Annotated in this window: 27 protein-coding genes and 2 tRNA genes; 8 read left to right on the top strand and 21 right to left on the bottom strand. The window is 43.6% G+C overall.

Annotated features, from left to right (window positions below; translation table 11 throughout):
- Nucleotide 1: 1 nt before the first annotated feature.
- The 3 genes from NFS34_RS09635 to NFS34_RS09625 all read left to right on the top strand — a co-directional run bounded on the left by NFS34_RS09635 (nucleotide 2) and on the right by NFS34_RS09625 (nucleotide 5,518).
- The gene (locus NFS34_RS09635) at nucleotides 2-1,630 is read left to right on the top strand and encodes a tryptophan halogenase family protein (protein ID WP_251359828.1); all 1,629 of its coding nucleotides are present in this window, start codon (nucleotides 2-4) and stop codon (nucleotides 1,628-1,630) included.
- The gene (locus NFS34_RS09630; RefSeq protein ID WP_251359827.1) at nucleotides 1,630-3,255 is read left to right on the top strand and encodes a tryptophan halogenase family protein; all 1,626 of its coding nucleotides are present in this window, start codon (nucleotides 1,630-1,632) and stop codon (nucleotides 3,253-3,255) included. The genes NFS34_RS09635 and NFS34_RS09630 overlap by 1 nt, the downstream gene beginning before the upstream one ends.
- 85 nt (nucleotides 3,256-3,340) lie before the next feature.
- Nucleotides 3,341-5,518, top strand: a complete 2,178-nt coding sequence (locus tag NFS34_RS09625; RefSeq protein WP_251359826.1) for a prolyl oligopeptidase family protein — start codon at nucleotides 3,341-3,343, stop codon at nucleotides 5,516-5,518.
- A 121-nt stretch (nucleotides 5,519-5,639) separates the two neighbouring features.
- Here NFS34_RS09625 and NFS34_RS09620 read toward each other — a convergent pair.
- A tRNA-Lys gene (locus NFS34_RS09620) sits at nucleotides 5,640-5,715 on the bottom strand.
- Between the two features lie 148 nt (nucleotides 5,716-5,863).
- On the opposite strand from NFS34_RS09620, the gene NFS34_RS09615 reads away from it, so the two are divergent.
- The gene (locus NFS34_RS09615) at nucleotides 5,864-6,727 is read left to right on the top strand and encodes a pirin family protein (protein WP_251359825.1); all 864 of its coding nucleotides are present in this window, start codon (nucleotides 5,864-5,866) and stop codon (nucleotides 6,725-6,727) included.
- Between the two features lie 69 nt (nucleotides 6,728-6,796).
- Here the strand turns inward: NFS34_RS09615 and NFS34_RS09610 are convergent.
- Nucleotides 6,797-6,872, bottom strand: a tRNA-Lys gene (locus tag NFS34_RS09610).
- A gap of 170 nt (nucleotides 6,873-7,042) precedes the next feature.
- Between NFS34_RS09610 and NFS34_RS09605 the strand changes: the two genes are divergently transcribed.
- Nucleotides 7,043-7,480 (top strand): hypothetical protein, encoded by a 438-nt coding sequence (locus NFS34_RS09605; protein ID WP_251359824.1) that lies wholly within the window; start codon nucleotides 7,043-7,045, stop codon nucleotides 7,478-7,480.
- Between the two features lie 5 nt (nucleotides 7,481-7,485).
- Here NFS34_RS09605 and iscX read toward each other — a convergent pair whose 3' ends face one another.
- The 8 genes from iscX to NFS34_RS09565 form a co-directional block, all read right to left on the bottom strand.
- Nucleotides 7,486-7,680: a Fe-S cluster assembly protein IscX gene (gene iscX, locus NFS34_RS09600; protein WP_251359823.1), complete on the bottom strand. Its 195-nt coding sequence runs from the start codon at nucleotides 7,678-7,680 to the stop codon at nucleotides 7,486-7,488.
- A 154-nt stretch (nucleotides 7,681-7,834) separates the two neighbouring features.
- A complete protein-coding gene (gene fdx, locus NFS34_RS09595; protein ID WP_251359822.1) occupies nucleotides 7,835-8,173 on the bottom strand; it encodes an ISC system 2Fe-2S type ferredoxin in 339 nt (112 codons plus the stop codon).
- Between the two features lie 29 nt (nucleotides 8,174-8,202).
- Nucleotides 8,203-10,077, bottom strand: coding sequence for a Fe-S protein assembly chaperone HscA (hscA, locus tag NFS34_RS09590; RefSeq protein WP_251359821.1), 1,875 nt, complete (start codon nucleotides 10,075-10,077; stop codon nucleotides 8,203-8,205).
- 59 nt (nucleotides 10,078-10,136) lie between these two features.
- On the bottom strand, nucleotides 10,137-10,658 hold the full coding sequence (gene hscB / locus NFS34_RS09585; protein WP_251359820.1) for a Fe-S protein assembly co-chaperone HscB: 522 nt from the start codon (nucleotides 10,656-10,658) through the stop codon (nucleotides 10,137-10,139).
- Between the two features lie 176 nt (nucleotides 10,659-10,834).
- Nucleotides 10,835-11,158 carry an iron-sulfur cluster assembly protein IscA gene (iscA, locus tag NFS34_RS09580; protein ID WP_251359819.1) on the bottom strand — a complete coding sequence of 108 codons (324 nt, stop codon included), beginning with the start codon at nucleotides 11,156-11,158 and terminating at the stop codon, nucleotides 10,835-10,837.
- A 12-nt stretch (nucleotides 11,159-11,170) separates the two neighbouring features.
- Nucleotides 11,171-11,554, bottom strand: a complete 384-nt coding sequence (gene iscU / locus NFS34_RS09575; RefSeq protein WP_251359818.1) for a Fe-S cluster assembly scaffold IscU — start codon at nucleotides 11,552-11,554, stop codon at nucleotides 11,171-11,173.
- A gap of 31 nt (nucleotides 11,555-11,585) precedes the next feature.
- Nucleotides 11,586-12,800, bottom strand: a complete 1,215-nt coding sequence (locus NFS34_RS09570; RefSeq protein ID WP_251359817.1) for an IscS subfamily cysteine desulfurase — start codon at nucleotides 12,798-12,800, stop codon at nucleotides 11,586-11,588.
- Between the two features lie 189 nt (nucleotides 12,801-12,989).
- The gene (locus NFS34_RS09565) at nucleotides 12,990-13,481 is read right to left on the bottom strand and encodes a Fe-S cluster assembly transcription factor (protein ID WP_251359816.1); all 492 of its coding nucleotides are present in this window, start codon (nucleotides 13,479-13,481) and stop codon (nucleotides 12,990-12,992) included.
- A gap of 201 nt (nucleotides 13,482-13,682) precedes the next feature.
- Between NFS34_RS09565 and NFS34_RS09560 the strand changes: the two genes are divergently transcribed.
- Complete coding sequence (locus NFS34_RS09560) at nucleotides 13,683-14,144, top strand: VF530 family DNA-binding protein (protein ID WP_251359815.1); 462 nt, start codon at nucleotides 13,683-13,685, stop codon at nucleotides 14,142-14,144.
- Between the two features lie 122 nt (nucleotides 14,145-14,266).
- Here NFS34_RS09560 and cysE read toward each other — a convergent pair whose 3' ends face one another.
- Nucleotides 14,267-15,004 (bottom strand): serine O-acetyltransferase, encoded by a 738-nt coding sequence (gene cysE / locus NFS34_RS09555; protein WP_251359814.1) that lies wholly within the window; start codon nucleotides 15,002-15,004, stop codon nucleotides 14,267-14,269.
- A gap of 59 nt (nucleotides 15,005-15,063) precedes the next feature.
- Entirely contained in the window at nucleotides 15,064-15,807 is a 744-nt protein-coding gene (locus NFS34_RS09550) for an RNA methyltransferase (protein ID WP_251359813.1), read from the bottom strand.
- Nucleotides 15,808-15,992: 185 nt separating this feature from the next.
- Here NFS34_RS09550 and NFS34_RS09545 point away from each other — a divergent pair, with 185 nt between their 5' ends.
- Together NFS34_RS09545 and NFS34_RS09540 are read left to right on the top strand one after the other, a co-directional pair.
- Complete coding sequence (locus NFS34_RS09545) at nucleotides 15,993-16,775, top strand: inositol monophosphatase family protein (protein WP_251359812.1); 783 nt, start codon at nucleotides 15,993-15,995, stop codon at nucleotides 16,773-16,775.
- Nucleotides 16,776-16,869: 94 nt separating this feature from the next.
- Entirely contained in the window at nucleotides 16,870-17,679 is an 810-nt protein-coding gene (locus NFS34_RS09540; RefSeq protein ID WP_251359811.1) for a DUF1338 domain-containing protein, read from the top strand.
- Here the strand turns inward: NFS34_RS09540 and NFS34_RS09535 are convergent.
- From NFS34_RS09535 to ppsA, 9 genes are all read right to left on the bottom strand, one after another.
- Nucleotides 17,676-19,031, bottom strand: a complete 1,356-nt coding sequence (locus NFS34_RS09535) for an ATP-binding protein (protein ID WP_251359810.1) — start codon at nucleotides 19,029-19,031, stop codon at nucleotides 17,676-17,678. The two genes, NFS34_RS09540 and NFS34_RS09535, sit on opposite strands and share 4 nt — an antisense overlap.
- Before the next feature lie 17 nt (nucleotides 19,032-19,048).
- A complete protein-coding gene (locus tag NFS34_RS09530; RefSeq protein ID WP_251359809.1) occupies nucleotides 19,049-19,723 on the bottom strand; it encodes a response regulator transcription factor in 675 nt (224 codons plus the stop codon).
- A 71-nt stretch (nucleotides 19,724-19,794) separates the two neighbouring features.
- Nucleotides 19,795-20,094: a PepSY domain-containing protein gene (locus tag NFS34_RS09525; RefSeq protein ID WP_251359808.1), complete on the bottom strand. Its 300-nt coding sequence runs from the start codon at nucleotides 20,092-20,094 to the stop codon at nucleotides 19,795-19,797.
- Between the two features lie 50 nt (nucleotides 20,095-20,144).
- The gene (locus NFS34_RS09520; protein ID WP_251359807.1) at nucleotides 20,145-20,813 is read right to left on the bottom strand and encodes a glycine zipper 2TM domain-containing protein; all 669 of its coding nucleotides are present in this window, start codon (nucleotides 20,811-20,813) and stop codon (nucleotides 20,145-20,147) included.
- Nucleotides 20,814-20,932: 119 nt separating this feature from the next.
- A complete protein-coding gene (locus tag NFS34_RS09515) occupies nucleotides 20,933-21,187 on the bottom strand; it encodes a GlsB/YeaQ/YmgE family stress response membrane protein (RefSeq protein WP_251359806.1) in 255 nt (84 codons plus the stop codon).
- A gap of 23 nt (nucleotides 21,188-21,210) precedes the next feature.
- Nucleotides 21,211-22,860, bottom strand: a complete 1,650-nt coding sequence (locus NFS34_RS09510; protein WP_251359805.1) for an AMP-binding protein — start codon at nucleotides 22,858-22,860, stop codon at nucleotides 21,211-21,213.
- A 79-nt stretch (nucleotides 22,861-22,939) separates the two neighbouring features.
- Nucleotides 22,940-23,386 (bottom strand): GNAT family N-acetyltransferase, encoded by a 447-nt coding sequence (locus NFS34_RS09505; protein ID WP_251359804.1) that lies wholly within the window; start codon nucleotides 23,384-23,386, stop codon nucleotides 22,940-22,942.
- Between the two features lie 73 nt (nucleotides 23,387-23,459).
- A complete protein-coding gene (locus tag NFS34_RS09500) occupies nucleotides 23,460-23,975 on the bottom strand; it encodes a hypothetical protein (RefSeq protein ID WP_251359803.1) in 516 nt (171 codons plus the stop codon).
- 174 nt (nucleotides 23,976-24,149) lie between these two features.
- The gene (ppsA, locus tag NFS34_RS09495) at nucleotides 24,150-26,483 is read right to left on the bottom strand and encodes a phosphoenolpyruvate synthase (RefSeq protein WP_376707981.1); all 2,334 of its coding nucleotides are present in this window, start codon (nucleotides 26,481-26,483) and stop codon (nucleotides 24,150-24,152) included.
- Between the last annotated feature and the right edge of the window lie 15 nt (nucleotides 26,484-26,498).

The following is a 26,498-nucleotide window of genomic DNA, read 5'->3' as shown; positions in this document are numbered from 1 at the left end:
AATGAAACGTAGAGTAACTATCGTTGGCGGTGGCTCTTCCGGTTGGATAGCTGCGGCTTATTTACAAAAAGCACTAAACAATGGAATCAAGCCTGAAGTTGAAATAACCTTAATTGAATCTCCAGATATTCCTCGAATTTCGGTCGGCGAAGCGACAATCCCTTCGATGAGGCATTTGCTCCATGTGATTGGCGTAAACGAAGCCGAATTCATGAAAGCAACCGATGCGACTTTTAAACAATCGATAAAATATACCAATTGGTTACATAAAGATAACAGCTTTTATCATCATCCTTTTTCAAGAGCCCGCAAGCAACCTTTAGATTTTTCAGCACAAGAATGGCTTGAGAGTGATCAATCAATTCCATTTATGGAGACATGCTCCGAACAGCCAATAATTTGTGAGATGGGCTTAAGCCCTTTAGGTTTCGGACGCAACAATATGGGTGCGCCACTTAGCTACGCCTATCATATGAATGCTCAAAAGTTTGCAGACTATCTGCGAGATATTTCAGTTGCTCAAGGCGTTAAGCACATACTTGCTAACGTCATTGATATAGACATGAAAGACAGTCAAACTATTACTGCAGTTAAAACTGATACCGAACAAACAATTGAAGCCGATTTATTTATAGACTGCACCGGTTTTCGAGCAAAATTGATCGAAGAAAAGTTAAATGTCAGCTGGGAAGATCATTCACAATGGCTACTTTGCGATAGAGCCATAACCATGCATATTCCTTACGAGGATTATTTCCCAGGCATGGTACGCCCTTACACTACTGCTAGCGCCCTTTCTAACGGTTGGATCTGGGACATTCCGATGCAAAGTCAAAGATCCATTGGCTATGTTCACTCTAGTGCTTTTATATCCGAAGAAGATGCGGAAAAAGAAATGCGCTCTTATCAAGGCGGTAACACCTCACAGCTGGATTCACGAACCGTTTACTTTAAAGTTGGGCGTAGACAACAAAACTGGAAAGGTAACTGTGTAGCTATTGGACTTTCAGGCGGTTTTATCGAACCGCTGGAATCAACAGGGCTTTATTTGAGCGATCTTGGGGTTGTTGCTTTAGCAGAATACTTCCCTTATACCGATAAGGATCTTAAGCCTATGGCCTTTAGATACAACCGAATTTTATCAAATCGTTTTTATGAAATTCTCGATTTTATCAATATGCATTACTGCTTGAGTAAAAGAACCGATACAGAATTTTGGAAGGAAGTGCAAAAACCGGAAAGAATTAATCCTAGACTAAAAGCAAAGCTAGACTTTTGGAAAATGCGCCCTCCTATGATGTCTGATTTTGATGACCAGTTTTTCTTAGACCAAAAGGAGCAGGCTTTTAATTTTACTTGCGAAACTTTTGATGCTAGAAACCCTGTAGACACAGCAGGATTATGGAATCATGAAAGTTATGAATGTATTTTATATGGAATGCATTTTAATAGCGAAAACTATGATGCTTTGTATGGAAATAATCGGCAAGTGGTAAATATACATCCCTACATTTTACAACGCTTACAAATGGCTCGTCAGCAACTTCCAGCTCACCATATCTGGTTACAAAAAGCATTAGGTATGAAAGATTACAAAACTACTATTAAGCCTAAAGGTTGGGTCGCTTAATGAAGAAAAAGATTGTAATTGTTGGCGGTGGCTCATCAGGCTGGATGGTAGCAGCTTACTTGAACGGTGCTATCAATAGAAATGGCAATAAACCTAAGGTAGAAATTGAGTTAATTGAATCCCCCGATATTCCCAGAATTTCAGTAGGCGAAGCCACAGTTTTATCGATTCGGCATATCCTTTCAGTGGTTGGTATTAGCGAAATAGATTTTCTAAAAGCAACTGATGGTTCATTTAAGCAATCCATAAAATACGTCAACTGGTTAAGAAATGACAACTCTTTTTATTATCACCCATTTAACCGACTAAACACTGGGCCAATTGACACAAGCGTTCAACAGTGGTTAGCGAGTGACAGAAGTATTCCGTTTGTTCAAACCTGTTCAGCCCAACCAGACATATGTGAATTAGGACTATCTCCTCAGATGCTTGGCAAATGGAATATGGGCGCTCCTTTTAGTTATGCATACCATATGAATGCCCAAAAGTTTGCCGACTTACTTCGAGATTTATCGGTAAAAAGAGGGGTCAAGCACACTTTAGCCAATGTTACCCAAGTCAATTTGAAAGACAATGGACATATACAATCCGTCGATCTAGATATCGAAAGCTCTGTTACAGGCGACTTATTCGTTGACTGTACTGGCTTTAAAGCAAAACTGATTGACGAAGCGCTCAACGTTGGCTGGGAAGACTGTTCACAATGGTTACTGTGTGATCGAGCAATCGCAATGCATATTCCTTACGAAACCTATTATCCCGGAATGGTTCGCCCCTATACAACGGCGACAGCCTTATCAAATGGTTGGGTTTGGGATATTCCAATGCAAAATCAGCGCTCCATTGGCTACGTTCACTCCAGCGCTTTCATAGATTCAGAGCAAGCAGAAAGAGAACTGCGAAACTATCAAGGTGGTGACATCGATAAACTTGAATCACGAACCATTTTCTTCAAAGTCGGACGCCGTCACCAGGTATGGAAAGGAAACTGCATTGCAGTAGGCCTTTCAGGTGGTTTTATAGAACCCTTGGAATCCACAGGGCTTTACCTAAGTGATCTAGGCGCAGTTATGCTCGCCCAGCATTTTCCTCAAGATGAATCACAAATGAAAGCGATGGCTTTTCGCTACAATCGAATCCACTCCAATAAATTCTATGAGATTTTAGACTTTATTAATATGCATTACTGTTTAACCCAAAGAACCGATACCGAGTTTTGGCGAACGGTACAACAAGAAGAACATATTACCGATCGCTTATTGGCCAAATTCGATTTCTGGAAAAAAAAGCCACCCTCACCTTTAGATTTCGAGGATCAAGCGTTTTTGGGGCTAGCTCAATCGAATCAAGCTTCTCATTTAACTGGTGGGGATATTCGGCCATCTGTAGACACCGCCGGAATCTGGGATAAGAGTAATTATCAGTATATCCTCTACAGTATGGAGTTTGAAAAGCGCTACGGAGCCTTACCATTAGAAAATGCACCTAAAACCAGTCGTTCACCATTAATTCTGCAACGATTAGCCCTAGCTAAAGAAAGATTACCTAGCCATGAGCAGTGGTTACAACAAAAACTGGGAATGCAACAATACGTAAAAATCGCCGTACCTAACGGCTGGGTCTAATTTTTAACTTTTGAAACAATTAAGCTCTGGCAGTCGGCTAACTGCTTTGTTATCCTCATTAGGTTTTGAGCTAATGGGGAAATCAATGAAGATCAAATACTTAGCGCTTTTTTCGCTGATGTCGGTAGCGTTATATGCCTGTGATAGCGCCGATCAGACACAAACACCGGCTTCCAAGCCAGAAGTTGTAGCGGTAAAACAAGTCGAACAACAGCCTAAAGAAGCCGAAGAACAACAAATCCAGCAAGCTGAGCAAGATCCTTATATCTGGTTAGAAGAAGTCGAAGGCGAAAAGGCTTTAGCTTGGGTAGAAGAAAACAACACAAAATCTTTAGGGTATTTAAAATCTAAACCGCTCTATCAAGAGTTGTTTGAAAAAAACCTTAAAGTTTACGACTCAGACGAGCGGATTCCCTACGTCGAACAAATGGGAGACTATTTTTATAACTTCTGGAAAGATTCTAATAACCAACGGGGTTTATGGCGACGTACAACGCTTGCTGAATATAAGAAAGACAATCCCGAGTGGGAACTTATTTTAGATCTGGATAAGTTAGCCGAAAAAGAAGGCGAAAACTGGGTTTATAAAGGCGCTAACTGCTTATACCCTGAATATAAACGCTGTTTATTAAGTTTGTCTCGTGGCGGCGCTGATGCAACCGTAGTCCGTGAGTTTGATGTTGCTTCAAAGTCCTTTGTTGAAAACGGGTTTTATCTGCCTGAAGCTAAATCTAGCGTCAGCTGGATTGATGAAAATTCAATTTATGTGGGTACCGACTTTGGTGACGGTAGCATGACCGATTCTGGCTACCCGCGCATCGTTAAAGAGTGGAAGCGCGGCGAAGCGTTAGATAAGGCTAGAACCATTTTTGAAGGTGAAAAGAAAGACGTTTGGGTCGCTGCATTTGTCTTACATGATAAAGGCAAATCTTACAAAGTTATTTATCAAGGACTAACTTTCTATACATCGGACATCTACCTAATCACTGACGAAGGGTTACATCAATTCGAACGCCCAAAGGATAGCTCAATAAACGCTATTAGCAATGATCAAGTTTTGATTCAGTTAAAATCCGACTGGACACTGGGTGAAAAAACTTATCCGCAAGCTGCACTAATTTCGATCAATATTGACGACTACCTTGCTGGGAAAACTAATTTTACAGAAGTCTTTATCCCTGATGCTAATACTTCTATTTCAGGAGTGTTATCGACCAAAGATTATATTTTAGTTAACACCTTAAAAGATGTGGCAAGCGAACTCTATCGATATCAATTTGACGATGGCAAATGGTCAAAGGAAAAAGTTGATATGCCCGATTTAGGCGCTATTTCAGTTGCGGGAGTGAGTGACCAGCATAATAATTTCTTTATCGACTACAACAACTTCTTAACCCCAAGTAGCTTGTATTATTTCGATAGCAGCAATAATAGCACTAGCGTTTTGAAGAGCTTACCAGCATTTTTTGATGCGCAGCCTTACAAAGTTGAGCAACAATTTGCTACCGCTAAAGACGGTACTAAGATCCCCTATTTCTTGGTCATGCATAAAGATACTGAATTTAACGGTAAAAACCCTACCCTACTTTATGGCTATGGTGGCTTTGAAGTCTCACTGCGCCCTAGCTACTCGCCAACCATCGGTTTTGATTGGTTAGAGCAAGGCGGTGTTTACGCGCTAGCGAACATTCGTGGCGGCGGTGAGTATGGCCCAAGATGGCATCAGGCGGCACTGAAAAAAAATCGCCACATAGCCTTTACCGACTTTATTACCGTTGGCGAAGATCTAGTCGCTAATAAAATCACTTCTCCTCGCCATTTAGGGATACGAGGTGGCTCAAACGGTGGTTTGCTGGTAGGTACGGTTGCCACTATGCGGCCGGATCTGTTTAACGCGGTGGTTTGTCAGGTTCCATTATTGGATATGAAGCGCTTTAATCAGCTGCTAGCTGGAGCCAGCTGGATGGGTGAATACGGCAATCCAGATAATGAAGATGAGTGGGAATACATCAAAACCTACTCGCCGTACCATAATGTGGATAAGGATACCGAATACCCTAAAATATTCTTTACGACCTCAACTCGCGACGACAGAGTTCACCCTGGTCACGCGCGTAAAATGGTCGCTAAGATGCAAGCTCAAGGACACGATGTGCTGTATTACGAAAATACCGAAGGTGGCCACGGCGGCGCTTCAAATAACAAACAAAGTGCTAGTTTGAATGCACTCATTTATACCTACTTAGCAGATCAGCTAAAGTAAAATTAAAAGTTAAATCAAGGGCGCTTTAAGCGCCCTTTTTTAATGAGCAGCCAATAAAAAAGCCGCAACATTCCTGAAGCGGCTTTGTGCTCCGCTCTTTACACAAGAGGGAGATAAAATATGGTGGGTTGCACAGGAATCGAACCTGTGACCACCTGATTAAAAGTCAGATGCTCTACCGACTGAGCTAGCAACCCATAACGAGTCTAGAAGACTCAACGGCGCGTATAATACCGATAAATTAAGAAAAAACAAGCATTTTCCGCAGCATTTTTTAGTAGACTTGATTTTGCATAAAAAACCACCATTTACAAGCTATTGCTAAACCTTTTTATAGGTAATTTTATGAAAAATGTTATCGCTATAAATTCAGCGCCAGCCAAACATTGGGTTGGAAATGCCTTTCATGTGAGTTCCATGTTCAGCTATCAAAGTCATGGCGAAACTTTAAGCCCCTTTTTACTACTCGATCATGCGGCACCTAAGGTTTTCGAGCCATCAGCCAACAAGCGTGGCGTTGGAGAGCACCCGCATCGAGGTTTTGAAACCGTAACCATCGTTTATCAAGGCGAAGTCGAACATAGAGATTCGACCGGCGCAGGTGGCGTTATCGGAACTGGTGATGTGCAGTGGATGACCGCTGGCAGTGGAATTATGCACGAAGAATTTCTTTCGACTGACTTTACCCAAACCGGTGGCGAAATGGAGATGGCGCAACTTTGGGTCAATTTGCCCGCTAAGCATAAAATGACGACTCCAAAGTACCAAGATATACAAGCTAGTCAGATCCCAACCTTACAGCTCGGCGATAATGCCGGTCAGTTACGCCTGATTGCTGGCGATTATCAAGACAGCCATGGCCCAGCGAGCACCTTCTCGCCATTGCAAGTTATGGATACTCGAATAAATGCGGGCAAGAAAATTGAGCTAGAACTTAATCAGGGTTGGACGGGCGCTGTGGTAGTCTTGTCAGGAACTGTAGAAATCAACTCGGAGCGGCTGGTCAGAGAACGCCAAATGGCAGTACTAAGCACAGAAGGTACAGGCGTTAGTATCGAAGCCAATAATGATGCCAAATTGCTGATTTTAAGCGGTGAACCCTTAAATGAACCGATTGTAGGTTATGGGCCTTTTGTCATGAACAGCAGAGAAGAAATCGAAGCCACACTTCGCGATTTTAAGAATGGTGATTTCGGTAGTATCAGCTAACCTACTAAACCCAAGGCATAAAAAAACCGCATCTTCTGATGCGGTTTTTTAGGCTTAACGCCTTGAAAATGGTGGGTTGCACAGGAATCGAACCTGTGACCACCTGATTAAAAGTCAGATGCTCTACCGACTGAGCTAGCAACCCATTGTTTTAAATGCGATTTTTAAAGCTTTTCTGCTTCCAAGACTCAGTCTTGGTGAGGCGTGTATAATACTGTTTTTCGCGAAAAATACAAGCCTATTTATTAGTTTATTACATCGTTTATGCTTTTAATATTGATTATAGCTTGATAGGTGACGTTTGACATCAGATGTATGTCATTGATAGGATTTACAGGTTGGAATTACCAAGGAGTTAATCATGAAAACAACAAAAATCATCATCTCATTAATATTATTAGTTACAACGGCTTTGCAGAAAACCAAAATAGTGAAAGAGCTGAAGCTCCTAAAGCCGATGATTGCATTATTTTTGCACAAGGAAACGTATGCGTTTTAAGTTATCAACAAGCGCTTAACAATTACAACCAGGCACTAAGTGAAAAAACTTCTAAATCAATCGCAAGCTGTTACGCCAAATATAAAGATGAATGTATCTTAACTGATACACAGGCCAAGACTAACTTCAAAAAGAGTCGGCAAGATAGCTATTATCCATCTTATTATTCTGGCCATAGCAGCAGCTCAAGAATGTATCATAGCTACATTCCTCGAGTCTCGATGAAAAGCCGGATAAATCACTACACCAAATAGTAGCCTTACTCCGCTTCTTCTATCCATGCCATTTGGATGGCCTCTAAAATCCGCTCTCCGCAGCGATTAGGGTCATCCGCAAATCCTTCTAAATCCAGTACCATTTGCCGTAAATCAACAAAATTGATGGTTTTAGGATCTAGCTCCGGATTGGCTTCATACAACTCAATCGCTATATCTAAAGAATCAGTCCATTTCATAACTTCACCTTAATAGTTAGTTCCAGCTCGATTTAAGAGTTCATAAGCTAAAATTAGACGAGGAAGCATTTATTTTGTTGCGTTGGAGTTTGCTTGTGCAAATGACGAGCACCAAAATAAATGATGACGAAGTATAGTTGACGATTATCAGCTCTTAGTGGTTTTCCTTAGCATGGTTGAGGGTATACTTTGGAATATCAACCACCAGATCCTCATCCGCAACCATTGCCTGACAGCTTAAGCGCGATTCTGGCTCTAAGCCCCAAGCTTTATCTAGCATATCATCTTCCAGCTCATCGCTTTCTTCTAGCGAATCAAACCCTTCACGCACGATCACATGACAAGTTGTACAGGCGCAAGACATCTCACAAGCATGCTCGATATCAATATCATTCTGCTTGGCGACTTCTAAAATGGTTTGCCCCTCTTCCGCTTCGACCACAGAACCTTCAGGACATAATTCTTCATTGGGTAAAAATACAATTTTTGGCATTCATTCAACCTGGTAACTTTTCTTATCCGCTATAATTCATCAACTTCACTGCCCACTAAAGCTTTAGCAATACTGGCGTCCATACGTCTTGAAGCAAACTCTTGGCTATTGGCATCAACCACTTTTATAGCTGCCTTAATAACTTCTATATCGGTGCCTTGAGCGACTATTTCAAGTTGTTTTACTGCTGATTGGATAGCTTCAAACTCATCGTCAGATAGCAAAGCTTGACCGTTATCCTCTAGCGCGGCTCGAACAGCTTCAATGACTCGGCTCGCTTCAACCTGTTCTTCACGCAACATCCGAAGCTGCATATCTTCTTCGGCTTTATCAATCGAGCTTTTCAGCATTTGGGTCACTTGGCTATCAGTCAAGCCATAAGATGGCTTAACCTGAATTTCTGCCTGTACTCCAGAGGTAGCTTCGAGCGCTGTAACATTTAACAAACCATCAGCATCAACCTGATAAGTTACTTTAATTCGTGCGGCACCCGCCACCATTGGCGGTATACCACGCAATTCAAAACGCGCTAACGAACGGCAATCGTCCACCAGTTCGCGCTCGCCCTGCACCACATGGATCGCCATAGCCGTCTGGCCATCTTTAAAAGTGGTAAATTCTTGCGCCCGCGCAATGGGAATTGGTGTATTGCGTGGAATAATTTTCTCGACCAAGCCGCCCATGGTTTCAACCCCTAAAGATAAGGGCAAAACGTCTAACAATAACAACTGATCATTGGCTTTATTACCAATCAAAACATCCGCCTGAATCGCCGCGCCGATGGCTACCACTCGATCCGGATCAATTGTCGTTAAGGGTTCTTGCTTGAAATAAGCCGCTACTTTTTGTTGTACCAAGGGTACTCGAGTCGAACCACCGACCATTACAATTTCTTTAATGTCGCTAGCCTTAAGGCCAGCATCTTTAATGGTTCTACGGCATGCCAATAGGGTTTTATCGACTATTGGTGTCATCAACTCATTAATCTGCTCGCGGCTAACAGTTCCATCCCAGCCCATAAAATGCAGCTCGAGTGACTCTGTGTCGGTTAAGGCTTCTTTGATTTCGCGCGCTTTTAGCATCGCCATTTGATACGACTGACGATCATCAAGCTCAATCTGAGCTTCTTTAACTAACAAACCTGCAATAGCCCGATCAAAATCGTCGCCGCCCAAGGCCGAATCACCGCCCGTGGCGAGCACTTCATAAACACCTTTTTCTAAGCGTAAAATCGAAATGTCGAAAGTACCACCGCCTAAATCGTAAATCGCATGTATTCCTTCATTACCAGTATCTAAACCATAAGCAACTGCCGCCGCGGTAGGCTCGTTTAATAAGCGTAAAACATTTAAGCCCGCAATTTGCGCCGCGTCTTTGGTGGCTTGACGCTGTGCATCATCAAAATAGGCAGGAACCGTGATCACCACACCACCTAAGCTTTCACCCTCTGGCACACCTAGCGCATCTTCGGCTCTATGAGCCAACACCTTTAAAATTTCTGCAGAAATTTCTACAGGATTTTTGATCTGATCGTAAATCTGTACTGCAGGCATCCCTTTTTCGCCAATGCCAGAAGCCGTTAAGCGGTTAGCACTAAATTCTTTAATCGCCTGAACATCACCAAGGCCGCGACCCATTAAGCGTTTAACCGAACTAACGGTGTTTTCGGCGTCCGAACATTGAAAAAGCTTTGCCGAATGACCAACCGACACTTCACCATCTTTGGCGTAGTGAACAATCGAGGGTAAGAGGTGATTACCTTTAAGATCGGGCAAGGTTTGTGCAACGCCGCTACGAACCGTGGCGATCAAAGAGTTGGTGGTTCCCAGATCAATTCCTGCCGCATATTTATGCTCGTGCGGCTTAGTTGATTGTCCCGGCTCTGCAATTTGTAGTAAGGCCATAGATTCTTCTCTTTAGAACTCTTTATCCTGTGAGCTTTGCCCTGCGAATTAATTAAGCACTAATCTAAAAGCTTGTCTTCTGCCGCTTCAGTATCCATTAAAGTCTTACGCAAAAATTGAAGCTTATGAATTTCTGCCAAAATTTTATCAGAATCGAGCGCGTCTTGGTTAAACAAACTATCTATCGCCGTAATTTGCTCAGACTGCATCGCTTCTATCTGCTCAGAAAAGTCCAAAAGTCCATTCATATCTTTGTCATCCGATAGCTTTTCTAGCTCTTCTCGCAGCTCTAGCTGTTGCATTAGAAACATAGGATCCTTAACCGTAATCTCAGCAGCTCCGTCCATCCCCGTTTTCAGTTTTAACAGCGCTTGAGCGCGACGCACAGGACTTTTCAAAATCCCATAAGCATCGTTTATTTGAGTCGTTTTTTGCATAGCTGCCAATTGCTCCTGATCACCAGCTGAGGCAAACCGATCCGGATGCACCGCCTGCAACATGGAGCGTAGCTTCTGCGAAAGCTCTCGCTCATTTAATAAAAAATTCGGCTCAAGGCCGAATAACTCAAATGGATTTTTCAATTGTCTTCTCAATTTAGATCCACGTTTACACGGGAATAGCTTTATTTAATAGCGCTTCGCATGATTAGATAAAATGTTTGAGAGCGAGGCGGAGTTCAAAAAGAAAAACGGAATGTATAAATAATACCTGAGTATTTTATTTTGAACTTTAACGAAGCTATCGAGCATTTTAACAATCAGACGGTAAAGGACTCGCCGCAACCGCACTCACCCTTTACGTTAGGGTTAGTAAATTCGAAGCCTTCATTCAAACCTTCTTTCTTAAACTCTAGGTGAGTACCTTCCAAATACACCTTGCTCTTGGCATCAACAATAATTTTGATACCTTTATCTTCAAACATTTCATCGTCCTCGTTCATCTCATCGACGAACTCGAGAACGTAGGCCAAACCTGAACAACCTGTGGTGGTTACACCCAGACGCAAGCCAAGCCCTTTGCCGCGATTGGCCAAAAAGCTTTTAACCCGCTCAGCGGCGGCTTCTGATAAGGTAATTGCCATGAACGCTAACCTTTATTTAGCCTGTTTGGTTTTGTAGTCCGTTACTGCAGCTTTAATCGCATCTTCGGCCAACACCGAGCAGTGGATTTTCACTGGAGGCAATGCTAACTCTTCCGCAATATCGGTATTTTTAATTTCTTGAGCTTCGTCGATGCTCTTGCCTTTTACCCATTCAGTAATTAACGAGCTAGAAGCAATCGCCGAACCACAGCCATAAGTTTTAAATTTGGCATCTTCGATAATACCGTCTTCGCTAACTTTGATTTGCAGTTTCATCACGTCACCACAAGCTGGTGCGCCAACCATACCGGTGCCAACGCCCTCTTCGTCTTTTTCAAACGAACCAACGTTGCGCGGGTTTTCATAATGGTCAATTACTTTTTCACTATAAGCCATACTATTTCTCCTGTTCTTTCACAAGAACCGATTAATGAGCTGTCCACTCAACCTGTGACAAGTCGATGCCTTCTTTGTACATATCCCAAAGTGGCGACAACTCACGCAAACGGCCAATGCCGTCGTTAATTTGTGCTAAGGCGTAATCCACTTCTTCTTCGGTGGTAAAACGTCCAATGGTGAAACGGATCGAACTGTGCGCCAATTCGTCGTCTCGACCTAAAGCTCTTAAAACATAAGATGGTTCCAAACTGGCCGAAGTACAAGCCGAACCAGAAGAAACCGCCAAATCTTTAAGCGCCATAATCAATGATTCACCTTCAACAAAGTTAAAGCTGACGTTTAAAATACCAGCAACGCGCTGGGTTTCATGACCATTCAGATAGACTTCTTCCATCCCTTTAACGCCATCCCATAAACGCTCGCGTAATTTAATAATACGCTCATTATCCGTCGCCATATCTTCTGCTGCAATACGCGCCGCTTCGCCCATACCCACGATTTGGTGAGTAGCTAAAGTACCTGAACGCATACCACGCTCATGCCCGCCGCCGTGCATTTGCGCTTCGATCCGCACGCGCGGCTTACGACGAACGTATAAAGCGCCAATACCCTTTGGACCATACATTTTGTGACCCGAAATCGACATTAAATCGACTTTAGTCTTAGTCACATCAATCGGCATTTTACCCACCGATTGCGCAGCATCAACGTGGAACATAATTTTACGCGCACGGCACATTTCACCAATCGCATCAATATCCTGAACCACGCCAGTTTCATTGTTGACGTGCATCACGCTCACTAAAACCGTATCCTCGCGCATGGCGGCTTCTAACGCAGCCAAATTCAATAGGCCATCTTCTTGCACGTCCATATAAGTCACGTCATAACCTTCACGCTCAAGCTGACGCGCCGTATCTAAAACTGCTTTATGCTCAGTTTTAACGGTAATGATGTGCTTACCTTTCTTTTGGTAAAAATGGGCAACGCCCTTAATCGCAAGATTATCAGACTCGGTTGCACCAGAAGTCCAAACAATTTCACGCGGATCGGCATGAATAAGCTCGGCGACATTAGCACGCGCTTCGTCCACAGCTTCTTCAGCCGCCCAGCCAAATTTATGTGAACGCGAAGCAGGATTACCATAAATCCCCTCAACGCCCATGTACTGAATCATCTTCTCTACCACGCGCGGATCAACTGGCGTAGTCGCAGCATAATCAAAATAGATGGGTAACTTCATTTTCTTCTCTTCACTTAAATTCAAATACAATTTACAAATACACTAAAACTTTCAAATCATCCGTCATTGCGAGGAGTTGCTCTTTAAGTCCGCGGCAATCACGTATCAACACCTTAGATAGCCGATACGAGATCCTGATTTTTGACCTAAGGGAACTCCTTTAGGGGCATCAGGATCACAGCTTCGATATCAACTAAGGAAGATCAGTTCATCTTCACCGATCTTGCCTGTAGAAATAGTCTCATTTGCAGCGTCTTGGCGACCAGCCACTTTCTTAACAAAACGGCGCTCAACCACCTGCTCTAAACTAATACCGCTTAAAAACTGATAAATTTGGTCGGATAATTCCGCCCATAACTGATGCGACAAACAATGCTCACCATCTTGACAGCCACCCTTACCCTTACAGCGAGTGGCATCAATCGGCTCATTTACCGCCAAAACCACGTCTGCGATCGTAATGCGATTGCTCGGGCGCTGCAATTCATAACCGCCACCCGGGCCGCGAATACTATCGACTAAATTGGCTTTACGCAACTTAGAAAACAGCTGTTCTAGGTAAGATAAGGAAATATCCTGACGTCCCGAAATTTCAGACAAACTAATAGGCCCGCTTCCAGAATGAAGCGCCAAATCAAGCATCGCTGTCACCGCATAGCGGCCTTTTGTACTTAATTTCATGATTAGAAGTCGTTCGGGTTAGAAAATCTAAAATAAAGCGGATTTCGATAGTGAAATTATCTCAATTCCGACTAAATTAGTCAAGATTTATACGCTCCTAGTAATCTTGAGAGTTACTTTTCGCCATTACCAATACTATCCAGCTTTACTTTGTTACAATGGCGCACTCAACCATGTAAGCTCTAAACTCAGGTAGCGTCCTTGAATAACGAACTAAACTACAAAAGCAATCCACTTAATGGCGTTAGCCTGAAAAAGCTAGTGACTGAGATAGTGGAACATTATGGCTATGAGATTTTGTATGCTTATTTGAACCTGAATTGCTTTAAATCCAATCCAAGCATTCCTTCGAGCGTGAATTTTCTCAAAAAGACCGGGTGGGCGCGAGAAAAGGTGGAAGGCTTTTATTTGTACCAATATAAGAACCTGCCCTCTCCTTCTTACAAGCATCAGCAAGTGCCGCCACGAGATCGCATTATTCCCGAGGATCAAATACCCAGCGAACCCGCGGAGTTAACTTTAGAAAGTGCAGAACTCTTGCGCGAACAAAGCGCTAAGAAATCATTGGAGTTCAGTAAGGATTTAAAAAGTAAAAGCTCTAATCGGAAAAAAGCAAGTCCAAGCACTAAGAACAATCCTTGGACAAAATACCGAAATAAGTAAGATTGCTCACTATATGGATTCCCGCTCGATAATTGCTCCTGCATTATTCTAACTTCCATCATCCGTGATGGTCGTTCGCGGGAATGACGGCTAAAGTCTATGCTTAGATGCACTGCTCGGATTTAATTTTTACCCGAATCGCCATTTAGGACACTCGAACAATCCAGCTCTGGGATTTCTAGGTCCTCGCTTTCTATACCCTTTTCTTTGAGCTGCGCTTTTAAAGCTTTGAGCTGCGCTTCTAGGGCATTGGAATGTTCATACATATTTTGCAAAGCAACCACTAATGGGTCGATTTGATCGGAAGTTACGCCAAAGGCTTGGTAGTTGTGCTTACCTTTGGGATCGGTTTCGGAAGCCTCGCGCGCAGGAATTCCGATCACGGTGGCATCAACGGGCACATCTTTAACTACCACTGCATTGCCGCCAACTTTGGCGTTATCATTTAGCGTTATTGGCCCAAGGATTTTAGCACCCGCGCCAATCACTACATTATTTTTTAAGGTTGGGTGGCGTTTACCTTTTTCTAAGCTAGTGCCGCCAAGGGTGACGCCATGATAGAGCATACAGTCGTCGCCAATTTCCGCAGTTTCGCCAATCACTACGCCAAGACCATGATCGATAAAGAAGCGACGACCAATGGTGGCGCCGGGGTGAATTTCGATACCGGTTAAAAAGCGTGCAAAGGTCATAATCGCGCGCGCCAACCATTTCCAGTTATTGCGCCAAAGTTTATTGGTCAGCCGATACCACCAGATGGCGTGTAAGCCCGGATATAAGGTCAAAACCTCAAAGTTGTTACGCGCCGATGGATCGCGGTGATAAACGCTTTTTATATCTTCTTTGATTCGTTCAAACATTAATTATAGTCATTCCTATATTTAATAGATCCCCGCCAGCGCGGGAATGACGCTAATGATTACTTAGTCTTGCGTTTTATATATTTTTCTATCGAGGACAAAAATCCACGCAGAATATTTACTTCGCCTTGGTTAAGCTGACTTTTAGCAAAGAGTCTTCGTATTCTAGCAGATAATAATTTAGGGTTTTCTGGATCGAAAAACTCAGTCTTGACCATGGTTTGCTCCAAATGTTGATAAAGACCTTCCACTTGCTCAGATGTTGCAACCAACTCGCTATCTTTTAATTCTAGTGGCGCTTCAGTTATTGGATTTTGCGTTAAATGTTTTAAGCGCAATTCATAGCTAATAATCTGCACCGCTGAAGCTAAATTTAACGACATATAGTCAGGGTTGGCAGGAATATTCACATGATAATGACACAATTGCAGCTCTTCGTTTAACAAGCCCACACTTTCACGGCCAAATAAAATCGCCACAGGATGCGACTCTGGCTTGGTATCAATCAGTTGCGCCATTTCACGCGGCTCTATCAAAGGCCAAGGTAAGGCTCGGTTACGCGAGCTAGTGCCAATCACCAATTTGCAGTCTTTAATCGCTTCTTCTACGGTCTCGACCACGAGCGCACTGTCCAAGATATCTAAAGCGCCGGAAGAGCGCACCAAGGCCTCTTCACAAGGAAAATCTTTAGGGTTCACCAAAACCAATTGGTACAAGCCCATGGTTTTCATGGCGCGCGCTGCTGCGCCAATATTACCTGGATGGCTGGTATGGCAAAGGACAATTTTAATTTGATCGAGCATTTATCTAATAATTGCTATTTATCAATAAGTTAAGCCGATCATATCAAAGCGCAGCAAATAACCCTAGCAGAAAAGGTTCAGAGAAATTAAGGCTTTTAAGTTGTTATGAATTTTTGATAGAATGCGCGCAATTGGTAGCAACCGGATTTGGTAGCGCCCCGTTCTTTGATAATTGGTGATTAACTATGAATGCGTACCGTACTATTGCGATCCGCGCGGCTAACCGTGCCGGTGATTATATTGTTAAAGCGTTTAACGACCGCGATCGAATCATTGCTAAGATGAAAGATCTGAACGACTTCGTCACTAACGTCGATCAGCAAGCAGAATGGTTAATCATTGATACCATCAAGGCAAGTTACCCCGAACACTCCATTCTGGCCGAAGAGTCTGGCCTAAAAGAAGGCAGCGACAAAGATACCATCTGGGTTATCGATCCCTTGGACGGTACTCGTAATTTCATCGATGGTAACCCGCACTTCGCCATTTCCATTGCGGTTAAGCAAAAAGGCAAAACCGTAGCCGCGGTTATTTTCGATCCTATGCGCGATGAGATGTTCAGTGCATCCAACGGTGATGGTGCCCAATTGAACCAAACCCGTATTCGGGTGGCAGCGGAAAAGAAGTTAGAAAAGTCCATTTTAGCCACGGGCTTTCCTTTCCGCTCCAGTTCCAATGTCGAGGAATACCTAAATTACTTCTCAGCTCTGTTACCTGCTTGTAGCGATATGCGTCGCGCGGGTTCTGCCGCTTTGGACTTGGCTTACGTAGCTGCTGGCCGTGTTAATGGCTTTTGGGAGTTTGGCCTATCCGATTGGGATACCGCCGCAGGTACCCTAATCGTAAAAGAAGCCGGCGGTCTTGTTGGCGACGTTAAAGGCAACCCTTTTAGCAGTCGCGCTAAGAGTATCCTCGCTGCTAATCCACACGTTTTTAAGCAATTTGTGCAGACCGTCAAAAACTTTTAATTCAATTTAAGGTCATAAAAGGCCTAGTCAATAGGACAAGCCTTTGAGATAATTGGTTTGTCCTCTTACCAGTCTCGTTTGAGAGAAATTGAGTATGCAAAATCTATATACCGAACTATTCCACAAGCTGTGGGATGATTACGTTGCCATTACCCCGGATGCTTTAAAAGTTCATAATGAATTCAGTAGTTTATCTAGCAATCCTATTGTAAATGATCATATTGCACTGCGAACCTTTAATGATGGACTAATCAACCTTAAACACATTGGCAAATTTCTAGCCCAGCACGGTTATGCAGAAGCTGGAGAATACCATTTCGAAGAGAAAAAGCTCTACGCGAAGCACTTTGCACACCAATCCGATGCTATGGCACCTAAGGTTTTTGTCAGTGAATTATTGCTGGAAGAGTTTTCCGCAGAGCTACAGATGTTCTGTCGCGGTTTGATTGCCCAAGCTAATTGGCAGATCTCACAAGAAGGCCTGCAAATTCCTAACCGTCATTGGGGTAAGATCAGCCGCAATGCTTATGAACGTTTGCTCGAAGAGTCTGAATATGCCGCTTGGTTGGCAGCGTTTGGTCTGAGAGCTAACCACTTTACCGTTTCGATTAACCATTTAGAAAGCTTGAAAGACATCGAGTCGGTTAACCAATTCGTCAAAACTGCTGGTTTTAAACTGAATACCAGTGGCTCAGAAATAAAAGGCTCGCAAAAGGTAGGTTTAAAACAAAGCTCGACTATGGCGAATAGCCTTGACTGGGCATTTGAAGATGGCAACTACCCTATTCGCTCTTGCTTCTATGAATTTGCTGAGCGCTTTCCAATGGCGAATGGCGAGCTGTATCAAGGGTTCGTTGCGGCCAGCGCTGATAAGATTTTTGAATCGACAAACGTAGCCGCTTAAGGCTTGAGTCCTTTAAACACCAAATTGATTTGAGCGCCGCCTAAAGTGGCGCTTTTTTTTATCTCGATTTTGGCTTTGTAAGCTTCCATAATTTCTTTTACAACTGACATACCAATCCCTTGCCCTTCTACCGTTTCGTCCAATCGTTTGCCTCGACTTAATACAGCATCTTGAACCAGTTGCGGGATCCCTGGACCATCATCTTCGATAGCAATAAATGTTTTGTGATCTTTGCTTTGGGTAGAGATCAATACTTGCGATTTGGCCCATTTACAAGCATTGTCCAATAAGTTGCCACAAACTTCGTAGAGATCGCCTTCGCTTAAGGTTACGGACAAGCCTTTTTCCAGCTTGCTGGTAATATTAATGCCCTTGTCGGCATAAACCTTTTGCAAGCCCGCCACTAGCTTTTCGATAGCTGCTTCGACTTCGATACGTTGCGCCATCACCTTTGGCCCAGCCGTTGCTCGTTGTAGCTGGTAACCGACTATTTGATTCATCCGCTCCAGTTGCTCGCTACTGATCCGCATCAGTTCATCTTCGCCAACTCGATTTTGCAGAGCCGACTGCATTACCGCCAAAGGAGTTTTTAGACTGTGCGCTAGATTCGCCAAGGTTTCTTTGTAGCGTTTGGATTGCTCACGTTCGTTGCTAATAAAGCGGTTAATGCTTTCGGTAAGCAGTTGAATTTCTCTAGGATAAGCTTCATCAAGCTTATCGGCTAAGCCTTGTTTGACTAAGCTTAGCTCTTGGCTCATCTTTCGAATCGGCTTAAAAGTCCAGCGTAGAACTAGAAACATAACCAGTAATAGCGAAGCAGCGAGGATCCCAAGCCACATTAAAAGCTTGTTGCGATAGGCTTCCACTACTTGATTAAAGGCGCGTTTATTTTCCAAAATAACAAAATGATAAAGTGCCACATCGCCCTGCTCAGATTCCCATTCAGTCACAAAATGAAATTGGAAATATTGATCCTGTTTAATCTCAATATCATACAAAGTCGGCTCGCCTGGTAAGCTCAGCGGGAGTTTAACTTCAGTTTCTTGCGCTGACACAGAGTTCCAAACTAAAGTTTCCGTTTCGTCAAATACCAAGGCTGATAAACCGCTGGCGTATTGATTAAAACGTTGATCTACTTGCGGTTCTTCTGGGATAAACAGTTGGTCTTTTTCATGCAAATCAGCTGCTGATAAAAGCCCATAAAACTGCGCCGTTAACCGCTCAAAAGTGGCTTGTTGTATTCCAGATTTATAAGCATTTAACAAGACCACACTCATGGCCACCATAAAAAACACCAGCACTAAACTGGTGTTTAATAAGAGCCGTTTTTGAAGTGAATAAGACTTAATCAAAAGAAATTAGCGCCTAACTAAAGATCCGAGCGCAAACGGTAACCACGACCGCGCAGGGTTTCGATGGGCTTGATTTCACCATCGGGATCAATTTTCTTGCGCAAGCGTCCAACGAATACTTCTAATACGTTGGAATCGCGGTCATAATCTTGCGCATAAAGATGTTCAGTCAGTTCGGTTTTAGAAACTACCTTATCCGGATTCAGCATTAAATATTCTAAAACCATATATTCGTAAGCGGTCAAATCCATTACCTGATCATTGACCCGCACTTCCTGCTTCATACTATTAAGCACGATTGGGCCTTTGACAATTTCAGGACTGGCATAACCAGAAGAGCGGCGCAATAAAGCGTTCACTCGCGCAAACAGTTCTTCGTTTTGAAAGGGTTTAGTTAAATAATCATCGGCGCCAGCGGCCAAACCATCAACCTTATCCTGCCAATGACCACGAGCCGTTAGAATCAAGATCGGAAAGTTAACATTCTCTTTGCGTAAGGTTTGGATAGCTTCAATTCCTGAAATACCAGGTAAACCAAGATCAAAAATGCCCAAATCAAACTCAAATTCACGCGCAAAGTACAAGGCTTCTTCGCCATCAGGAGCAGCTTCTACCGCGTAATTTTGCTTTTTTAAAGCCTCAACCAATTGATCGCGCAATTCTTGATCGTCTTCAACCAGCAATAACTTCATTCCAATCCCCTATTATTAATCACTTATGGTGCAACTCTTGTCGTAAGTTTTGGTAGTTTTCGCATGAATCATTAGCCATAGACTTGACCATTACAAGCATTAACACTAACGCTTCGTACTCGTCCTGATTTGGATAAGGTTTTTACCCGATACACAGGCGGGCGACTACGGGTTAAAAAAGCAGAAATAACTTTACCGTCAATTCTAGCTGCCACCGCGCGCATAGCGCTCGATTTGCTAATCAGGCGGCACTGCTGGCGGTCATCATCTTTGCGTGGCTCTCTTTTGCTGGCAGCTTCCAGCGAAAGTGAACTTATGCTCAGACTCATGCCCAACAACACCATCATTAACAAACCAATTACTTTTTTCATTGCTTACCTAAATTGAATGATTTTTACTAAAACTCTGCTTTGTTCCGATTTTAACGGCGAACCGGCTCAGCGGTTACCCGAATATCGATATAGCGCCCCGGATCGTAATCACTAAAGGTGGTATAGCGCTCACCTTTGTATTTATAGGTGACATTATAGCCAATTAACTCCTGACGATCATAGCCGCCAGAATAAACCGTTTCACAATGACGCTCTCGACGCTGTTTATTCTTTGCCGCTTCCGAACCGATAACCGAACCTACCACCGCACCAACGGCTGCACCGGAGCGTTTATTATGACGATGGTTGCCACCCACTTTGTAGCCAATAACACCGCCCACCACAGCACCTAACAAGGACCCTGCGGCACGATCAGAGCGCGAACCACGACGTGTTTCGCTCCAACATTCTTGGTGGCGACGCGGCTGCGAACGCACGCTTTGATAAACCGGATCAACCGCTAGCACTTTAGCGCGTTTTATACGACTATAAATTGGCTGGTGACGATCGCGGTAAGATTCCTGATAGTCACTGTAGTTGCTATAGCGTTCTTGATATTGACCATTAAAATTACGGTCACCATAGCCATCATAATAATGCTTGGATTTTTTGTCATCAGCTAGCAAGCCACCGCTAAAAGCCAATGCAATAGCTAAGCTAGCGGCAGTCAGATGAGTTGTAGTGCGTTTTTTCGCAACGGTTTTAGTCATAGTTTTCATAGCTTGCTCCATTCGGTTTATCCGAAAATTTTCACTATGAAGCCAGTCTAGCCGAAATTAACTGAACCCTATCTGAACTCACATCCCTGAAAAACCTTATTTTCTGCAAACAATCAGCGTTACTTTTCTGCAAACAACCGCTGTAAAATTAAAATAAACAAAGCCCCGAAAGTGGCGGTAACCACTGAATTAGCATCGAAACCGGTCATATCACCGCCAAAACCCAGCCATTTACCGACAAAACCACCTAACAGGCCGCCAATTACGCCCAATATTAGGGTTCGAATCACACCTTTGTGGCGTTTGCTTGGAATAATCCATTTGGCAAGAAAGCCTGCTAACAAACCCACTAAAACCCAGCTTAAAATCCCCATTATTTAACCTGCTAGCTTAACCATTAGCTTACCCAAATCACTTTTTGCGGTGATTTGCGGTGTTTCTCGATCAAGTCCTTATATCGCTCTTCGAGCTGAGGACGGCGGATTTTTAGCGTGGGCGTTATCAGCCCATTATCCGGTGACCATTCATCGCCTACCAATAAAATGTGCGACAGCTTTTCGTGTTTTTCGAGACAACCGTTAATTTTTTGCAGCAATACCTCGGCTTCTTTAACATAAGCCGTTTGGTCGTTAAGGGTTTTTCCATAAACCGAAGCAACCGCCACAGGTGATGGCAAACCATCGCCAATGACGCATAAATTATCAACCCCTAACTCTGGCTCTAACTTTGCTTCTATCGGAATGGGCGAAACGTATTTTCCTTTAGAGGTCTTGAATATATCCTTAACACGGCCAGTGATGTTCAAAAAGCCTTGCTCATCAAAAGTACCTAAGTCGCCAGTTTTTAGATAACCCTCTTCGGTTAGAACTTTTTCAGTTTTTAGCGGCTCTTTGTAATAGCCTTGCATAATACAAGGGCTTTTCAACAAGACTTCGCCGGAGGCTTCGGCGATTTTGACTTCGCCCGACTTGATTGCCAAACCGACCGAGCCCGCGGCTCGCGCCTGTGGAATATTCGCCGTACCAAAAGCCATTGACTCGGTAAGACCATAGGCTTCACAGATATTAAGACCCAACTTTTCAAAAAAAGCCAAGGTTCCGGCAGGCAAAGCGGCCGCTCCCGACAGAGCAACTTTCACCTTATCCAGTCCAAGTCCAGCGATAATCTTTTTCTTGAGTAACTTTCCGATAAGGGGTATTTTCAGCAAAATCGCAAGTTTAACTTTGCCCACCTTCGCCTCAATACCTTGCTGAAACTTCAGCCAGATCCTTGGCACACCTAAGAAAATGGTCGGCTTTACGTCGAGTATATTTTGTTGGAAGGTATCTAATGACTCTGTAAAAGAAACCACGCTACCGCTGTGGATACTAATAATTTCGACCAGCTCGCGTTCGGCACAATGAGCCAAAGGTAAGTAAGAAAAGAAGTGCTCTTTTTGCATATCCACATATTCAATTGCCGCCTTAGCGCCGTTGGCAAAAGCCATATAATCGATCATAACCCCTTTGGGCATACCGGTTGTGCCCGATGTGTAGATAATGCTAGCAATTTCAGATAAGTCAGGGACGGGGCTTTCACTCATGGGCTCGCTTTGCGCAACCACTTGATCCCAGCTAGCAAATTCTTCGTATTGATGGAAAAAGCCAATTTTCTTAAGTGAGTCATCGATAGCTTCTTGTTTCGCAGGCCAGTCCCAAAGCTTGCCCACAAACAACAATTCCGCTTCGCTATGCTCAAGAATGGTGGCAATTGTATCCTTGCCCGCAGTTGGATAAATCGGCACCGAGATATGCCCTGCCATCATGATAGCCAAATCAGCCATAAACCAATGCGCACAATTTAGCGACAAGATAGCAACCTTAGAGTTTTCTGGCAGGCTTTGCTTTAGATGGGTCGCCATTTTCCTGACCTGCTGCCCAACTTCGGACCAATTGTATTCTTTCCAATCGTTATCAAAAGGTTGGCGCAGAAAAACCTCATCCGCCCTTTGTTGCTCCCAACGGTAAAATGCCGATAAGGTTGACTCTAAGGGAACTTCTTGACTCATAATTTTGATCTCTTATATAAGGTTGTATCGAAACGGCCTGTATTCGATGGTTAGTTATAATTTTATAGCCGTTAATTTTTTACGTTAATCTTTTATACATTATAAAGTGCTCGCCAATTCCGGCAATATCAAAAGCATTACCAAACTGTTGAAATCCTTGCTTTTTATAGAATTTCACGGCCTTGACCCGAGCATTACACCATAATAGATCAGAGCCAGCTTGCTGACAAATATCAAAGCTACTCGCTAACAGTTTTTGCCCAACACCCTGAGCTTGAAATTCTGGCTCGACAGCCATACCGCGCAAACGATGTTGATTTTCAGCAGATAAAGTTTGATGTTTTTCTGGATAAAAAGATGCTATTCCTACAAGTTCCTGTTCAAGATAAGCGGCTAAATGAAAAGCCCCTTGATGGTTATCTTCGGGGTAATAACAAGACTCGATGGGCAAATTAGGACGAAGTACCTTACTTCTCAATGGGTAAACTTTATCCACACTAACGGTTTGAATATCAAGATTGTGCATAATCAATAGTTAAAAAAAGCCGCATCCTAGGATACGGCTTTTCTAACACAATTAACAATTGTTACCTAGGGGCTTATTGGCCACCATCATCTTCTTCAGTAACTTCTTCACTAATATCTTCGGCTTCTTCTTTAGCTTTCTTAGCCAAATCTTCTGCGCTTTTGGCTTTGTCCTCAGCCTTTTTTGCTAAAGCTTCAGCATCTTTTGCTTCACCCTTGGCTTTATCCATCATCTCATTAGCTTTTGCAGATGCTGAATCAGCAACATCACTCGCTGCCTTTTTAGTAGCATCAACCGCATCCGAAGCCATTGCTTTCGCGCTATCAGCCGCGTCAGAAGCCATATCCGCAGTAGCGTCGGCAGCGTCTGAAACCGCTTCTTTACTCGCATCATAAGCATCGCTAGTCGCATCCGCAGCATCCGAGGCCATTTGCTTAGCACCTTCTACCGTATTATCCATAGCGTCTTTAGTGGCGTCTTTTACCGCTTCAACCGCTTCTTTAGTTTCTTTGGCTGCAGCTTCTTTTTTATCTTCGCTACAAGCAGCTACCAAAGTTGTTGCCAATAAGGCTATTGCTAGTTTTTTCATTATCTTATCCTCCTCATAAAAAAAGCCCTTAGAGTATGCATCACACTCTAAAGGCTTTAAACCCTAAATTGTAAAATTAGTGACTTTTCTCTATTTTTAGCCAAATTTTAAGCTAACTTTAGTGACTTTTGTCTACTTTTTACTCGCTTTTAATTATTTTTTGCCCGCTTTCTATCATTTCTTGCCAAGAAATAACCAAGTTTCCAACACCGTATCAGGATTTAGCGAGACGCTATCGATCCCCTGCTCCATCAACCATTTAGCAAAATCAGGATGATCAGAAGGTCCCTGACCACAAATACCGATGTATTTGCCGGCTTTTTTACAGGCCTTAATGGCATTGGCTAAAAGCACTTTTACGGTCGGATCCCGCTCGTCAAACAAGTGCGAAATAATGCCTGAGTCGCGATCAAGACCTAATGATAATTGGGTTAAGTCATTCGAGCCCACCGAGAAGCCATCAAAATACTTCAAGAAGGCATCTGCTAAAATAGCGTTGGACGGCAGTTCGCACATCATGATCACGCGCAAACCATTGTCCCCACGTTTTAAGCCATTCCGCTCGAGCAGTTCTGTAACTTTTTTCGCTTCTTGCAAAGTGCGTACAAAAGGAATCATCACCTCCACATTGGTCAGGCCCATTTTGTTGCGCACTCGTTTAATAGCTTCACATTCCATTTCAAAGCATTCGCGGAATTCTTTCGAGATATAGCGCGAAGCTCCGCGGAAACCGATCATCGGGTTTTCTTCGTTTGGCTCGTATAGATGTCCGCCAATCAGATTGGCATATTCATTCGACTTGAAATCAGACATCCGCACAATGACTTTCTCTGGCGCGAACGAGCAAGCAATGGTTGAAATGCCTTCCACCAATTTGCTGATATAAAATTCTTTTGGATTGGCATAACCGGCCATTTGCATAGCAATGGTTTTCTTGAGCGATTCATCTTCAAGATTGTTGTAATCCAATAAGGCTTTGGGATGTACCCCAATCATGCGATTAATAATAAACTCTAAACGTGCCAAACCCACACCGGCATGCGGCAAACGCGCAAAATCAAAGGCACGATCAGGATTACCCACGTTCATCATGATTTTAAACGGTAATTTCGGCATATCAGAAACTGAATCTTTGCTGATCTCGAAATCCAAAAGGCCTTTATAAATATTGCCCGTTTCACCCTCGGCGCAAGAAACCGTCACTTCCACATCGTTAGCAATTAAATCGGTCGCATTACCGCAGCCAACCACTGCAGGAATACCCAGCTCACGAGCGATAATCGCTGCATGGCAAGTACGGCCACCACGATTGGTCACAATCGCTGCCGCTCGCTTCATTATCGGCTCCCAGTCAGGATCGGTCATGTCAGTGACTAACACATCGCCAGGCTTAACCGAAGCCATTTCATCGATCGAGCTAATGACTTTCGCTTTACCCTTACCGATGCGCTGACCAATAGCGCGGCCGGTGGCAATCACTTCAGATTTACCCTGTAATTGGTATCGCTCAATCACGTTTTTATCTGCACGACTTTGCACCGTTTCTGGGCGTGCTTGCACAATATAAATCTTGCCGTCAGCGCCATCTTTAGCCCACTCAATATCCATCGGGCGCTTGTAATGCTTTTCGATAATTAAGGCTTGTTTCGCCAACTCTTGTATTTCGGCATTGGAAATACAAAAGTTCATGCGCTCTTTAGGATCGACCTTAACCGTTTCGATACTTTTATCGTGATCGGTTTCATCGGTGTATACCATTTTGATCGCTTTGCCGCCCAAAGTTTTGCGCACAATCGCTTGACGACCTTGCTCTAGGGTTGGTTTATGTACATAAAACTCATCAGGATTGACCGCGCCTTGCACTACCGTTTCGCCCAAACCGTAAGCGCCAGTAATAAAGACCACATCATTAAAACCTGACTCGGTATCCATGGTGAACATGACGCCGGACGCGGCGATATCCGAGCGCACCATTTTTTGCACACCGGCAGATAGCGCTACCAAAGAATGTTCGAAACCTTGGTGTACCCGATAAGCAATGGCTCTATCGTTAAATAAAGAAGCAAACACTTCTTTGAGCGCTTTCATGACGTTATCGATGCCGCGAACATTCAGGAAAGTTTCCTGCTGGCCAGCAAAAGATGCATCCGGCAAATCTTCTGCGGTGGCAGATGAGCGAACGGCAACCGCAAACTCTTCATTGGCATCAGCTTTTAGCCGCGCATAGGCTTGGCGGATCGCTTGCTCCATTTCGGGTAAAAATGGCGTATCCATGACCCAGCTACGGATTTTAGCGCCCGCTTCCATTAGCTTTTCAACGTCATCAACGTCTAACTCTTTTAACTCATCATTAATTTTTGTGTTTAAACCCGATTGCTCTAAAAAAGAGCGGAACGCATCGGCGGTCGTGGCAAAGCCGCCAGGAACGCTAACGCCAACGTTACTTAAATTACTGATCATCTCGCCCAGCGAAGCATTCTTACCGCCGACTCGTTCAACATCGTTCATACCAAGCTCTTCATA

Origin of the sequence: Kangiella sp. TOML190 (genome assembly GCF_023706045.1) — a bacterium.
Taxonomy (GTDB): Bacteria; Pseudomonadota; Gammaproteobacteria; order Enterobacterales; family Kangiellaceae; genus Kangiella.
Note: the sequence above shows the minus strand (reverse complement) of the source record. Positions and strands in the feature narration are given on the sequence as shown.